This window comes from Rhizobium sp. IBUN (assembly GCF_000510625.1).
Taxonomy (GTDB): domain Bacteria; phylum Pseudomonadota; class Alphaproteobacteria; order Rhizobiales; family Rhizobiaceae; genus Rhizobium; species Rhizobium altiplani.
Genome location: NZ_AZNV01000008.1, coordinates 69,947 through 82,217, shown reverse-complemented (window position 1 = coordinate 82,217; position 12,271 = coordinate 69,947). Strand labels below are relative to the sequence as shown.

Genomic DNA, 12,271 nt, shown 5'->3' with positions numbered 1-12,271 from the left:
CTTACCGCGGCCACCGCCATGGCGGATTGGAAAGGCGAGCCGCCATGAACTCCGATAATACTTCGACCTTTGCCGGTCGTGCGCGTGCGGACGGCGTGACAAAATAAAGTGCCCCGCTGGGCAGGCTCCAATCGGTCAAGATCGCCTTCAAGCGCCCGTCAGCTAGATATTCGCTGGCCATGAACTCCGGCAGCTCGCAGATGCCGAGGCCGCGCAACGCCATTGGGATCAATGCTTCCGAATTGGTCGCCCGAAGTGGGCCGGTTGGGGTGACGAATTCCTCCTCGCCTGCCTTATTCGTCAGCCGCCATATGTCCTTGCGTGGCCGATAGGCATAGCCGAGGCAGTGATGCGCGGCCAGCTCTCGAGGATGCTCAGGACATCCGTATTTCTCGAGATAGGCAGGCGACGCCAGAATGAACGGCTTAACCGGCGCGAGCCGACGGGCAATTAGGGACGAGTCCGGCAAAACCGCGATACGAAGCGCAGCATCGAAACCTTCCCCCACGAGATCGACGCTCGCGTCGCTCATGTGAAGATCGATGCTGATGTCGGGGTAGAGTTCAAAGAACTCGGGCAGGATCGGTGCAATCCAATGCACGCCGAACGTCATTGGCGCTGCCAGCCGGATCAGACCGCGGGGACGACTCGACAGCTCGAGCGCCGCATTCTCGATCTCCTCCGCATCGGAGTAGATCCGCGACGCGCGCTCGGCGAGACGGAGGCCGAATTCCGTCAGCGACAGTTGGCGCGATGTCCGATTGAACAGCCGGGCGCCCAGTCTCTGTTCCAGGCGTGCGACGCCGCGCGAAACGGTTGCTACGGAAATACCCAGCGTCTTTGCCGCGCGGGCGAACGATCGCTCCTCCGCCACTTTGGCAAACATCGCGAGGCCTTCGAAGTCTGGCAGCTTCATCATTTCGTATTTGCAACAATGGTTTTCATTCCTTTCTATTTCGAAACGATCGGCTCGTCCATATCTTCTGCTCAGTCGAACAGAAGGAGACGACGACAATGACTCAGAAATTGAATGGCAAGATTGCAGTGATAACCGGCGCCACGTCGGGCATCGGTCTCGCCACGGCGAAGCGTTTCGTCGCCGAAGGCGCTCGCCTCTTCATCACCGGCCGCCGCGCAGATGTGCTCGCCGCGGCCGTCGACGAGATCGGCGGCAACGTCATCGGCATCCAGGCCGACTCCGCCAAGCAGGCCGATCTCGATCGTCTGTTCAATCGCGTGAAGGAAGAGGCCGGCCGCATCGACGTGCTCTTCGTCAACGCAGGTGGGGGCTCGTTCGCGCCGCTCGGTCAGATCACCGAAGAACAGTTTGACGACACGTTCAACCGCAACGTCAAGGGCGTGCTCTTTACCGTGCAAACGGCACTGCCGGTGCTCGGTAACGGCTCGTCGGTTATTCTGACGGGCTCGACGGCCGGTGCGACGGGCACGCCCGCTTTCAGCGTCTACGCTGCCTCGAAGGCGGCGATCCGCAACTTCGCGCGCAACTGGATCCTCGATCTCAAGGACCGCGGCATCCGCGTCAACACGCTGAGCCCCGGCCCGACGGAAACGACCGGCCTGGTCGAACTCGCAGGCAAGGACAAGGCTGACCAGCAGGGCCTTCTCGACTATCTCAGTTCGCAGGTTCCGATGGGCCGCGTCGGTCGCGCCGAAGAAATCGCCTCCGCAGCTCTGTTCCTGGCTTCGGATGAATCGAGCTTCGTCTCTGGCGCAGAACTCTTCGCCGATGGCGGCATCGCCCAGGTCTGATGCAGCAGCCATGCCCGTCGCACAATCGCGACGGGCATTTGCGGCGTCGGTTGTTTTCCTCTACAGCGTGGAAATCAAACGAAAAAACCGCAAGGAAGAGACAGCATGACCGGCTACGAGATGTTCTGGCCCATTATTGCCCACGTAGCCCTAGTCTATTTCCTCTACATGCTTCTCTCGTACCGCCGGCAAAAGCTGGTTCGGGGGGGCAAGATCCGGCGATCGAACTACCGGGAAAATCGCGACGAGCCAGCGGAAGGCCTTGTCGTCAAGCATTGCCTCGCCAACCAGTTCGAGTTGCCGGTGCTTTTCTACGCCTGTTGCGTCCTTCTTTACATGACGGAAGCCGATAACCTCGTCGCCGTTGTTCTTGCCTGGATCTTTGTCGCATCGCGCTATCTGCACGCCTTCATCCACGTGACCAGCAACAATCTGCGTTATCGCAGCCCGCTCTTTGCCTGCGGCTATGTGGTGCTCGGCGCCATGTGGATGTGGGTTGCCGCCTGGATGGCATTCGCGAACGGTTGAGCGACTTGAAGTAACGCAGTTTTGTTCCTGCGTTACTGGCCGCTGACCTATCTTCCCCGACAGGCGAAAGCCGACATGTAGGGAACGGGAGGCCTCAAATGAACAAGCCGGAAATCACGCAGGCGATGATCAACGCCTACGACGAATACACGCATCTGACACTCGATCGCCGCAACTTCATGGACAAGCTGACGAAACTGGCCGGTTCCGCCGGTGCCGCCGCTGTCATCGCACCGATGCTTGCGGCCAACAAGGCAAGCGCCGAAATGATCGCCGCCGACGACACGCGGGTGGTGGCCAAGGACGTCACCTATCCCGGTGGAGCTGGTGAGATGAAAGGTTACCTCGTCGAACCCAAGGATGCATCGGGAAAACTCGGCGCCGTGATTGTTATCCACGAGAACCGCGGTCTGAACCCGCACATCCGCGATGTCGCGCGCCGCATGGCGCTGGAGGGCTTCATCGCGCTGGCGCCAGACTTCCTCTCGCCCCAAGGCGGCACGCCGGAGAATGAGGACAAAGCCCGCGAGATGTTCAGCACGCTCGACCGACCCGCCACGGTGGCGAACGCGGAGGCGACGCTTACATATCTGAGCAAACTCGACAATTCCAATGGCAAGGTCGGCGTGATCGGTTTCTGCTGGGGTGGCGGGCTTGTTAACGATTTCGCTGTTGCCTCGCCGGACCTGAAGGCGGGTGTTGCCTATTACGGCGCCCAGCCGAAGGCGGCCGATGTGCCTGGTATCAAGGCTGCGCTGATGCTGCATTACGCCGGCCTCGACGACCGTATCAATGCCGGCATCGACGCCTACAAGAAGGCGCTGCAGGACAATGGCAAGAACTTCCAGATCTTCGTCTATGACGGCGTCAACCACGCCTTCAACAATGACACGTCGGCGGCTCGCTACGACAAGAAGGCGGCCGACCTCGCTTGGAGCAGGACTGTCGAATTCCTGAAGAAGAACCTGGCCTGATCAGGCCGCCAGCTCGCGCGGCGCAGGGGCGACAGCGATGATCGCCTCTGCCAGCGCCTCCATCTCCTTGCCACGATGGTTGCTGCGACGCCAGGCAAGGCAGATCTCGCGCGACGGCTGTGGATCGGTAAAGGGCACGATGCGGATCGAATTGCGGCTGGTCTCCGTCGGAATGGCGATCTCGGGAATGAGCGTCATGCCCATATCATGCGACACCATCTGCAGCAGCGTCGCCATTGAGGTCGCACCAAAGTTGACGAGGCTGCGCTTGCCGGCGCTGCAGACGGCAAGGGCCTGATCGCGCAGGCAATGTCCTTCCTCGAGCAGTAGTAGGCGATCGACATTTACTTCATGCTCGGTGAGCGGCGACATCAGCACCGCCTCGCCGTTGTCCGCTACGGCCATGAAGAAGCGGTCGGTGAAGAGCGGTCGCGTCTGGATGCCTTCGATATCGAGCGGCAAGGCCGCGATCACGGCATCGAGCTTTCCCGTCAGGAGGTCCGCCATCAACCGATCGGTGACCGCCTCCCGAAGTTCCACCTCAACGCTGGGGTAAGTCTTGCGCAAATGCGGAACGAACTGAGGGACGAGGTAGGGCGCGACTGTCGGAATAATTCCGATGCGGATCAGACCTTCGAGCGTGCCTTCGCCCTTTCGGGCCGTCTGCTCGAGCAGGTCGACCTGATGCAGGATGGCGCGGACATAGTGCAGAACCTCTTCGCCTTTCGGCGTCAGGATCGTGCTCTGCCGCGTTCGCTCGACTAGCTTGGCGCCGAGATATTCTTCCATTTCCATGATCTGGGTCGACAGCGCCGGCTGGCTGATGTGGACCATTTCGGCGGCCCTGCCGAAATGGCGCGTCGTTGCCAGCGCATCGAAATAACGCATCTGTCGTAAGGTCAGCATGATAATCTCTTCCAATCGATAATCTCATTAAATACGACTTGAGATTATCGAAGGTCAATGGAATTACGAGCAAGGCCGCTCTTCAGGCGGCATCTGAGTGGCCGCCGATTTGAGGGCACTTGAGGCACATGTAGCGTGCGCGAATCGGTGCGTGCAGCGACCGAGAAGCCACGGCCACAACGATTAACGTCCAACCCGTCGCAAGTGAGCAAAACAACACGCGGAGTTGACCAAATACGGGTGTATCACCCCGATTTTCTTATACTTTTCCCCATCCGTACAATCCGATGCATCTCGTTTACGAGTCGTGAAGACCTGCATGTCATATCGGCGAGATGGCGCCGGTATGAACCACCTCCGTCGCTCCACATAGAACAAATGGGAACGACATGAAGGTCGGAAGTTTGGATCGTATTGGCCTCCGCCGGAAGCCAAAGCAGGAACGCAGTATTCAGCGGCTCGACCACATCTTGTCGGCCGCAGCCGCACTCATCGCTGAAAAGGGTGTAAGCGCCATGCGGATGACGGAACTGGCCGTCGCCGCCAAGGTTCCGATTGGTTCCGTTTATCAGTATTTTCCCGAGAAGGCGGCGATCGTCAAAGCGCTCTTCGACCGCCATGCGCTGGCGCTCCAGACGCGCATCGCCGAGGCCTTTGCGTCCGTGCACTCCGTCGACCATGCGCTCGAGGTACTCGTCGCGACGATCGACTGGCACTACGCCGACTATCGCAACGATGCCGCCTATCTCGGCATCTGGATGGGTACCGAAACCGACCACGACCTGCTGCTGCTCAACATCGAGCATAGCAAGCGGATTGCCGACATCTTTCAGGATACCGTCCGCCGCGTCGCACCTGAGCTCTCCGCAGCCGACATGCAGGCCCGCAGCTATCTGTTCAGCCATCTGCTCGGGGCATCGATCCGCCTTGCGGTCGTCAGCGAGGATTCCCTTGCAAGACGCATCCTGGATGAGTGGAAGCGCGTGATCCGAACAGCCTTCCTCTCACCGGTTGCCGCCTGAGCCTACCAACTCGGGACGATGCCAGCGACCTTGAGGCGGGGCTGAGCCCGCCCATAGGCGTTCTTGACGTCAGCGTCGAGATTGTCGTCGACGACAGCGGGCGTGATGTTGTCGAGGCAGGCGGTGATATGCGCCGTGATCGCGTTCATCAGCGAGATGGAAACACCCGGCCGCTTCATGATGCCGATCTGGACCGGGGGCAGGGCAGGGAAGCCGTCCGCCTGGCTTAGCACCTTCATCCCCGTGCGCAGAGCCGATTCCGGCATGACGGAAACGGCCATGCCGGCGAGGACCGCGGCCGCGACGACGGTGCACGACCAGCTGGTGAACAGGATCTGGTGTTCGCGACCGACCGCGTCCAGCGCCGAGCAGGCGAGCTGCCGCCACTGGCAGTCGCGACGGCCGACGGCGAGCGGCACAGGGGCATCGTCGCGGATCGGATGGTTGGCAGAGCCGACCCAGCAGAGCGGTTCCGTTCGCACGACATCCGACATGCGTTCGCGCGGATTGTGGGTCACCAGCGCAATGTCGAGCTCGCCGCGATTCATGCGCTCGGCGAGGCCCACCGAGGGTTCGCAGACAATGTAAAGCTCCACGTTCGGATGCGTCTTGGCAAAGCGGCCGATGATCTCGGGCATGTAGCGGTCGGCGTAGTCATCGGGCGTGCCGATGCGCAGCGTGCCCTCGAGACGGTTGTCATCAAAGGCTGCGATCGCTTCGTTGTTGAGGCGAATGATTCGTCGCGCATAGTTCAAGAGCTTCTCGCCTTCGACGGTGAGGCGGTTGCCGCGCCCGTCCTTGATGAAAAGCTGCTTGCCGATGCGCTCTTCCAGTCGCCGCATCTGCATGGAGACAGCGGACTGCGTCTTGTAGACTCTGTCGGCAGCCTTGGTGAAGCTGCCGGAATCCACAATCGCAATGAAGGTCTGCAACTGATCAATATCGAGAGGCGCTGACATGAGTTCACCTATAAAGATCTCTGATGTTAATCATTAGAAACATTCGTTGGACTGATCAATAGGTGTTTGGCATCTTCGGGATGCAAATCAAGCAAAGTGAAGGACAGATACCCTGCCTGTCCGCTCCGATTTCAACCCGATGCCTTGCCGCTCGACCTCGCGGGAGGGGTGGGTTGTTGCGCGCCAATGAAAGGATCGTCCCATGCGCACGACAGACCGGATACTCGAACTCGACTGCAGCCAGACCTCGCTGACGTTCTTCCAGCGTCTCGTAAATGGCTTTGCAACGCTGTCATCCGTACTGCGCGTGATCCGCAACCGTATGGAGATCAACAAGCTGAACGAGCTCGATGACAATCAATTGAAGGATATCGGCCTTAGCAGGACCGATCTCACTTCCGCGTTCCTGGCGTCCACCTTCTTTGAAGATCCGTCGGAACACCTGACTAAATCCGCGCGCAACCGCGGACCGACGTCGCTCTTCCGGTCCCGAAAGGATTGAGACCGGCCCAGTTTTTCCCCGCAGGGTGATAGCCAATAGCCCTGCCTCTTACCCGGTGACCGGCCTCCCAGCCGTCTCCGGGTTTTTTTATGCCTTCGGGGGAGTGGAGGGCGCCTTCGGCATATAGGTCTCGAAGATCGCTTCCATGCTCTTCTGGTAGCTCTTCTGAACCTCGAGCCCGCTGTCGAACATGTTGTTCAGCATGTCGACGTAGCGTTCCGCCTCTGCCTTTGCCTGCTCTTTCGGGGCTTCGGCTCGTTTCGGCTCAACCGGCTTTCCGAGCGAGCCCATCATTTCCTGAAAGGCCTTTGCGAATGGATTGTCGAAAAACGGATTGGTGACCGTCTTCTCTGCCTCCGGCTTCTGCATGCCGAACATCTGCTGCATGGCCTGAGTGAAAGGATTGTCGAAGATGGTGGGCTCCGGAGCGGCCTTCTGCTTCGGCGCAAAGCCGGTGCTTTCCAGCCATTTCTGGATGGTTTCGCCCATGGCGGTGTTGATGAATGGATTGACGGGCGCGTTCATCTGCCCCATCGACTGCTTGAACAGGCCGCCCATCAAAGTATCGGCCATCACGGGCAGCATCTGCTTGTAGATCTCCTGGCCGATCCCGGTCATCTGGGCAGCCTGCGCCGCAACCGCCCGCGAGACCTCCTTGGAGCCGAACAGCTGACCGAGGATGGTGTTGCCATCATCGATTCCTTGCGGGGTGAAGGCCTTGCCCATGTCCTCGAAATATTTGGCGTAGTTGCCGGAGGCGACCGCCTGCATCAGCCCCATGAAGTCGTAGGGGTTGCTGCTGCTCCGTTTCAGGCTGGCGGAAAATGCCGGCATCAGCGCGGCCATCGCCTTTGTGGCCTGCTCCTGGGCAAGATTGAACTGCTTGGAGACCGCATCCATCGCCGCGCCGTTCTGGGCCTGCATCATCATGTCGAAGAGTGGCAGCATGGTAATCCCTTTCCCGGTTTCGCAACGCGTAATTGCGTTACTATAGCCGGAAAAAGGAATGCGCAAACCGCTTTTTGCAGAAGGGCTTAGGGTAGACCCTAGTATTGATACTCTTCGAAGACAGGCTCCACGGAACCGTTCCAGCGGCCGTGATACAGCGCCAGCAGATCCTCGGCCAAAGTCGCCTTCTTGGCCATGACTTCGTCGAGCGGCGCAAGGAAGATGGTTTCGTCCTGGCCTTCCTTGTTGAGCTTGTTGCGCGCTCGGAGACCGGACTTCGAAACGGCGATCACTTCGCGCGCCGTCTCATAAAGCTCATGGCCGCGGAACTTTGCCCTTAAACCCTGAGACGGGACGGCATCGCGCAACGCGTTGACCTCGTCGAATGTCCAGTCCTTGGTCAGCATATCCGCGTCTTCGAGTGCAGCATCGTTGTAGAGAAGCCCGACCCAGAAGGCCGGCAACCCGCAAATGCGCCGCCACGGGCCGCCATCGGCACCGCGCATCTCTAGGAAGCGCTTCAGGCGAACGTCGGGGAAGAGGGTCGAAAGGTGGTTCGTCCAGTCGCCCATCGTCGGCTCCCAGGCGGCAACCGCGCCCTTCAGCGCGCCGTTCATGAACTGGCGGAACGTGATGTGGGTACAGTCGTGATAGTGCCCGTCGCGCACGATGAAATACATCGGCACGTCGAGGGCCCATTCGGCATAATCATGAAAACCGAAATCGTCGCGGAAGGTGAAGTCCAGCAGACCGGAGCGATTGTTGTCGGTGTCGCGCCAAATGTCGCCTCGCCACGAGAGCAGGCCGTTGGGCTTGCCTTCGGTAAAGGGCGACGAGGCAAAGAGCGCAGTTGCCAGAGACTGAAGCTTCATCGAAACGCGCATCTTCTTGCGCATGTCGGCTTCGGAGGAAAAGTCGAGGTTCACCTGGATGGTGCAGGTGCGATACATCATGTCGAGACCCTTGGCGCCGACCTTCGGCATGTAGCGGGTCATGATCTCGTAGCGGGATTTCGGCATGACAGGCGTTTCGGCCAGTGTCCATTTGGGGCTGCCGCCAATGCCGAGGAAGCGGATGCCCATCGGCTCGGCGATCTCGCGCAACGTCGCCAGATGGGTATTCGATTCCTTGCAGGTCTCGTGGATCGTTTCCAGCGGCGCGCCGGACAGTTCGAACTGGCCGCCAGGCTCGATCGATATCGCGCCCATTCCGTTCGGCTCGCCCAGGCCGATGATGTTGTCGCCGTCCATGATCGGGTCCCAGCCGGATTTCTGCTGAAGGCCTTTCAACAGCGCCGAAATGCTGGCCTCGCCGAAATACGGCACAGGGCCGTTGTCCGCCCGGAAGAAGGCAAACTTCTCATGCTCGGTACCGATGCGGAATTTTTCCGCCGGCTTGTTCCCCGCGGCAAGATAATCGGTCAGCTCCTGAACCGAAGAGAGTGGCGTCTGGTCGGTGGTATCGCGAGCCATTCAAGTCTACCTGCAATGGGAGAGCGCCTGGAAAAACCCGGGCAATTGGAAGGGTGATTAGGACCGCTCCCACGTATGTTGCAAGTGAAATTGTTTCAACGGTCCATCAAAAAAATAGCAGGATATTTCGGCTGCGACCGATCCTAAGGTTAATTCCAGTCGCCGATCGACGCTTGAATGACTGCCATGGCAGCAACCGCAGCCGTATCGGCTCTGAGGATCCGCGGCCCAAGCGGGATTGCGGTCACGAAATCGAGGCCGCGCAGCCGCGCGCGCTCTTCCTCGGAGAAACCGCCCTCTGGGCCGACAAGGAGCGCCAGCTGTCGCTCGCTGATCTTGGACAGCAGTGGTAGCGGGTTCTGCCCCGCATCGCCCTCGTCGCAATAGATGATGCGGCGGTCGCTCGGCCAAGTGTCCAGCAGGTCGAACAGCTTCACGGGCTCGGCAACGTCGGGGATATCGAGTATGCCGCATTGCTCCGCTGCCTCGATGACGTTTGCCTTCAGCTTGTCGAGATTGGTGATCTTGCCCTGCACATGCTGGGTCATCACTGGACGCAGAAGGCCTGCGCCCATCTCGACGGCCTTCTGCACCAGGTAGTCGAGTCGCCCGACCTTCAGTGGTGCAAAGAGATAGTGCAGATCGGAGGCTGCCGGCTGCGGGCGGGTCTGCTCCTCGGCGACCACTACAATCCGTTTCCGCGTTGGAAAGGTGAGGCGCGCCTTCCACTCGCCATCGCGGCCATTGAAGACGAGCAGTTCGGCGCCATCAGTCATGCGCAGTACGTTGGCGAGATAGTTGAAGTGGTCGCCCGTCGTCTCGACCGTTGCTCCGGTGGCGAGAGGAGCGTCCACAAACAGCCGTTGCATCCGAAAATTGGCGCGCATCGAAAAGTCCTGCTCATACAAAGAGCGCGAACATAACCCAATAGATCATCGCTGCAAGCGCTGCCGAGGCCGGCACCGTGATGATCCAGGCGGCGATGATCGTCATGAAGTGCGAACGGCGAACGAGATAGCGGCGACGAACCTCATGCGTGTTCGGATCTTCCGGTTCATCAATCGCCCAGCTTTCCGCCTTGCGCCGCACGTACCGGATGCGTCGCTTCGAGTTCCGGGTGTACCACTCGCGGAAGAAGCCGACGCCAAACACGGAACCGACCGCGATATGCGTCGTACTGACGGGCATGCCGAGCCACGAGGCCACGATAACCGTGAAGGCCGTCGACAGCGCAACGCAATAGGCGCGCATGGGGTTGAGCTTGGTGATCTGTTCACCGACCAGCCGGATCAGGCGCGGCCCGAACAACAATAGGCCGACCGAGATACCGAAGGCGCCGATGAGCAGCACCCAGATCGGGGGCTGGCCATTCGGGCCGGCTGCGGATCCCGCGACCGCGCGCACGATTGCCGAAAGTGGGCCGACTGCGTTGGATACGTCGTTGGCACCATGTGCGAAGGAGAGCAGAGCTGCCGAGCCAATCAGGGGAATCTGGAAGAGGACGCGCAGCGAGCTGTTGCGGTTTTCCAGCCCTACGGCCTGCCTGTGAACGAATGAACGCGCGGCAAACCATCCGAGGCCGCCGGCCGCGACGCCGAAAAGGAGGATTGTGAACGAGGAAAACGCGCCAGCGGGCGTAAGCTGCAGCACCATGTAGGAAGCAAAGCCACCGAGCATCATCGCGATCAGAACGGGAACCCAACGCCGCGCCGCGGCAATCTTGTCGTCGCGGTAGATGATCAGGCTCTTCACTAGGAAAAGCAGGCCGGCCGCAATCACGCCGCCAAGCAGCGGCGAAGTCACCCAGGCCGATGTGATCTCGACCATCACCCGCCATTTCACCGGGTCCGGACCGACCGCGCCGATACCCGCTCCAATCACCGCGCCGACGATCGCGTGCGTGGTCGAGACCGGTGCGTTCATCCAGGTCGCGAGGTTGATCCACAATGCGGCGGCCATCAGTGCCGCTATCATGATCCAGCTGAGTGTGCCTGGTGGGACTTGCACGGCATCCACGATGCTGGAGGAGATCGTCTTGACGACCTCGCCGCCGGCAACTGTCGCCCCGAGAATTTCGAAGATGGCTGCGATGACAAGAGCTTGCCCCATCGTCATCGCTCGGGCGCCCACGGCGGCGCCGACGTTATTGGTAACGTCGTTTGCACCGATGTTCATGGCCATGTAGGCGGCGAGCGCCGCTGCCGCGATCACCAGCACGGCGCTTGGCCGGTCAAAGACATAGACGCCCGCGAAAAGCATGGCTAGCCCAAGGAAGATCAGCCCGAGGCCCGGCGCCACCAGTTTGCGCGAGACGAACTTCGTCGCATCCTCGACATGCGTAAGCTTGTCGAGGTCTTTGTCGAGGGTTCGTTTCGTGAGGACGGCTGATCGGTTGGGCATGCTATTCCTTCGTTGAATCCTGCTTTAGCGCCGCCAAGTTTAGCAGCGCAAGATGGCAGTATTCATTCCGCCGGAATTTGCTTTGGCATGCTTGCCGCAAGCTGTTCCGTCATGCGGCGCTTGAACAGCAGGATGAGATTGCGAAGTTCAGGCTCATGAACGCGCTTCACAGCCTCGTCGCAGGAGACCCACTCCACCTTGCGCTCGCCTTTTTCCTTGAAGTTCTTGGCGATCTCCAGAACCTCGAGAGCATAGACCTGCACTTTACAGGTGACCTTTAGGCCGTTCTTCAACACCTTAGGGTAGGAGTAGGAACCAAGGATCTCGTTCTCGACGGTTCCGCGCGCACCGGCTTCCTCGAATGCCTCGCGTGCGGCGACCTCATACGAGCACCTTCCGTCCATCGGCCATCCCTTGGGGATCACCCAGCGGCCGGTGTCGCGGCTGGTCAGTAAAAGTACTTCAACGTCGTTGGTTTTCTTTTTGACCCGATAGCAGAGCGCAGCATATTGTTGACGCGGAGGGCGCCGAAACATGAGCTGGACGTCTGCAGCGAGGCGGGCGAGAAGAGTCAACGGTCGGGTCACCTTGGCGTTCTGTTCGAGTGAGTCGTCTATATTAGTATCCGCTGGAAAGCTTGCGCGATCCATACGCATTTCATGCTTTTGGCTCGGATTTGATAACTATCAATAGGAACTTTTTGTTTCGCCGGGTAACAAAAAATCCGTCAGATACTATCCTGATTCCGCCAATGCACAGGCGTTCAATATGAGCGCGCCTTGCATTTCAA

At 59.8% G+C, this 12,271-nt stretch carries 13 protein-coding genes; 5 read left to right on the top strand and 8 right to left on the bottom strand.

Translation table 11 applies throughout. The features are described from left to right. Window position 1 precedes the first annotated feature (1 nt). Window positions 2–919: a LysR family transcriptional regulator gene (locus RHIBUN_RS0110060; protein WP_025659473.1), complete on the bottom strand. Its 918-nt coding sequence runs from the start codon at window positions 917–919 to the stop codon at window positions 2–4. Window positions 920–1,014: 95 nt separating this feature from the next. Here RHIBUN_RS0110060 and RHIBUN_RS0110055 point away from each other — a divergent pair, with 95 nt between their 5' ends. The 3 genes from RHIBUN_RS0110055 (at window position 1,015) to RHIBUN_RS0110045 (ending at window position 3,272) form a co-directional block, all read left to right on the top strand. Beyond that, entirely contained in the window at window positions 1,015–1,770 is a 756-nt protein-coding gene (locus RHIBUN_RS0110055) for an SDR family oxidoreductase (protein WP_025659472.1), read from the top strand. Window positions 1,771–1,875: 105 nt separating this feature from the next. Further along, on the top strand, window positions 1,876–2,298 hold the full coding sequence (locus RHIBUN_RS0110050; protein WP_018116127.1) for an MAPEG family protein: 423 nt from the start codon (window positions 1,876–1,878) through the stop codon (window positions 2,296–2,298). A gap of 98 nt (window positions 2,299–2,396) precedes the next feature. Further along, a complete protein-coding gene (locus tag RHIBUN_RS0110045; RefSeq protein ID WP_025659471.1) occupies window positions 2,397–3,272 on the top strand; it encodes a dienelactone hydrolase family protein in 876 nt (291 codons plus the stop codon). Here RHIBUN_RS0110045 and RHIBUN_RS0110040 read toward each other — a convergent pair whose 3' ends face one another. Further along, complete coding sequence (locus RHIBUN_RS0110040) at window positions 3,273–4,178, bottom strand: hydrogen peroxide-inducible genes activator (protein ID WP_025659470.1); 906 nt, start codon at window positions 4,176–4,178, stop codon at window positions 3,273–3,275. It lies immediately after the preceding gene. A gap of 389 nt (window positions 4,179–4,567) precedes the next feature. On the opposite strand from RHIBUN_RS0110040, the gene RHIBUN_RS0110035 reads away from it, so the two are divergent. Then, window positions 4,568–5,200: a TetR family transcriptional regulator gene (locus RHIBUN_RS0110035; protein ID WP_018856887.1), complete on the top strand. Its 633-nt coding sequence runs from the start codon at window positions 4,568–4,570 to the stop codon at window positions 5,198–5,200. A gap of 2 nt (window positions 5,201–5,202) precedes the next feature. Here RHIBUN_RS0110035 and RHIBUN_RS0110030 read toward each other — a convergent pair whose 3' ends face one another. Continuing rightward, entirely contained in the window at window positions 5,203–6,159 is a 957-nt protein-coding gene (locus RHIBUN_RS0110030; protein ID WP_018856888.1) for a LysR substrate-binding domain-containing protein, read from the bottom strand. Between the two features lie 202 nt (window positions 6,160–6,361). Here RHIBUN_RS0110030 and RHIBUN_RS0110025 point away from each other — a divergent pair, with 202 nt between their 5' ends. Next, complete coding sequence (locus RHIBUN_RS0110025) at window positions 6,362–6,661, top strand: DUF1127 domain-containing protein (protein ID WP_025659469.1); 300 nt, start codon at window positions 6,362–6,364, stop codon at window positions 6,659–6,661. Window positions 6,662–6,748: 87 nt separating this feature from the next. On the opposite strand, the gene RHIBUN_RS0110020 is transcribed toward RHIBUN_RS0110025, so the two are convergent. The 5 genes from RHIBUN_RS0110020 to RHIBUN_RS0110000 all read right to left on the bottom strand — a co-directional run bounded on the left by RHIBUN_RS0110020 (window position 6,749) and on the right by RHIBUN_RS0110000 (window position 12,056). Next, window positions 6,749–7,609 (bottom strand): DUF937 domain-containing protein, encoded by an 861-nt coding sequence (locus RHIBUN_RS0110020; protein WP_018856890.1) that lies wholly within the window; start codon window positions 7,607–7,609, stop codon window positions 6,749–6,751. Window positions 7,610–7,707: 98 nt separating this feature from the next. Next, window positions 7,708–9,081 carry a glutamate--cysteine ligase gene (locus tag RHIBUN_RS0110015; protein ID WP_018856891.1) on the bottom strand — a complete coding sequence of 458 codons (1,374 nt, stop codon included), beginning with the start codon at window positions 9,079–9,081 and terminating at the stop codon, window positions 7,708–7,710. 149 nt (window positions 9,082–9,230) lie between these two features. Next, a complete protein-coding gene (locus tag RHIBUN_RS0110010) occupies window positions 9,231–9,968 on the bottom strand; it encodes a 16S rRNA (uracil(1498)-N(3))-methyltransferase (RefSeq protein ID WP_025659468.1) in 738 nt (245 codons plus the stop codon). A 13-nt stretch (window positions 9,969–9,981) separates the two neighbouring features. Beyond that, complete coding sequence (locus RHIBUN_RS0110005) at window positions 9,982–11,481, bottom strand: inorganic phosphate transporter (protein ID WP_018116693.1); 1,500 nt, start codon at window positions 11,479–11,481, stop codon at window positions 9,982–9,984. 62 nt (window positions 11,482–11,543) lie between these two features. After that, on the bottom strand, window positions 11,544–12,056 hold the full coding sequence (locus RHIBUN_RS0110000; RefSeq protein WP_025659467.1) for an NUDIX hydrolase: 513 nt from the start codon (window positions 12,054–12,056) through the stop codon (window positions 11,544–11,546). Window positions 12,057–12,271 lie beyond the last annotated feature (215 nt).

Bases quoted from the DNA above. Each gene is read 5' to 3' on its own strand.
- RHIBUN_RS0110060 (WP_025659473.1), bottom strand. From the start codon at position 919: ATGATGAAGCTGCCAGACTTCGAAGGCCTCGCGATGTTTGCCAAAGTG.
- RHIBUN_RS0110055 (WP_025659472.1), top strand. From the start codon at position 1,015: ATGACTCAGAAATTGAATGGCAAGATTGCAGTGATAACCGGCGCCACG.
- RHIBUN_RS0110050 (WP_018116127.1), top strand. From the start codon at position 1,876: ATGACCGGCTACGAGATGTTCTGGCCCATTATTGCCCACGTAGCCCTA.
- RHIBUN_RS0110045 (WP_025659471.1), top strand. From the start codon at position 2,397: ATGAACAAGCCGGAAATCACGCAGGCGATGATCAACGCCTACGACGAA.
- RHIBUN_RS0110040 (WP_025659470.1), bottom strand. From the start codon at position 4,178: ATGCTGACCTTACGACAGATGCGTTATTTCGATGCGCTGGCAACGACG.
- RHIBUN_RS0110035 (WP_018856887.1), top strand. From the start codon at position 4,568: ATGAAGGTCGGAAGTTTGGATCGTATTGGCCTCCGCCGGAAGCCAAAG.
- RHIBUN_RS0110030 (WP_018856888.1), bottom strand. From the start codon at position 6,159: ATGTCAGCGCCTCTCGATATTGATCAGTTGCAGACCTTCATTGCGATT.
- RHIBUN_RS0110025 (WP_025659469.1), top strand. From the start codon at position 6,362: ATGCGCACGACAGACCGGATACTCGAACTCGACTGCAGCCAGACCTCG.
- RHIBUN_RS0110020 (WP_018856890.1), bottom strand. From the start codon at position 7,609: ATGCTGCCACTCTTCGACATGATGATGCAGGCCCAGAACGGCGCGGCG.
- RHIBUN_RS0110015 (WP_018856891.1), bottom strand. From the start codon at position 9,081: ATGGCTCGCGATACCACCGACCAGACGCCACTCTCTTCGGTTCAGGAG.
- RHIBUN_RS0110010 (WP_025659468.1), bottom strand. From the start codon at position 9,968: ATGCGCGCCAATTTTCGGATGCAACGGCTGTTTGTGGACGCTCCTCTC.
- RHIBUN_RS0110005 (WP_018116693.1), bottom strand. From the start codon at position 11,481: ATGCCCAACCGATCAGCCGTCCTCACGAAACGAACCCTCGACAAAGAC.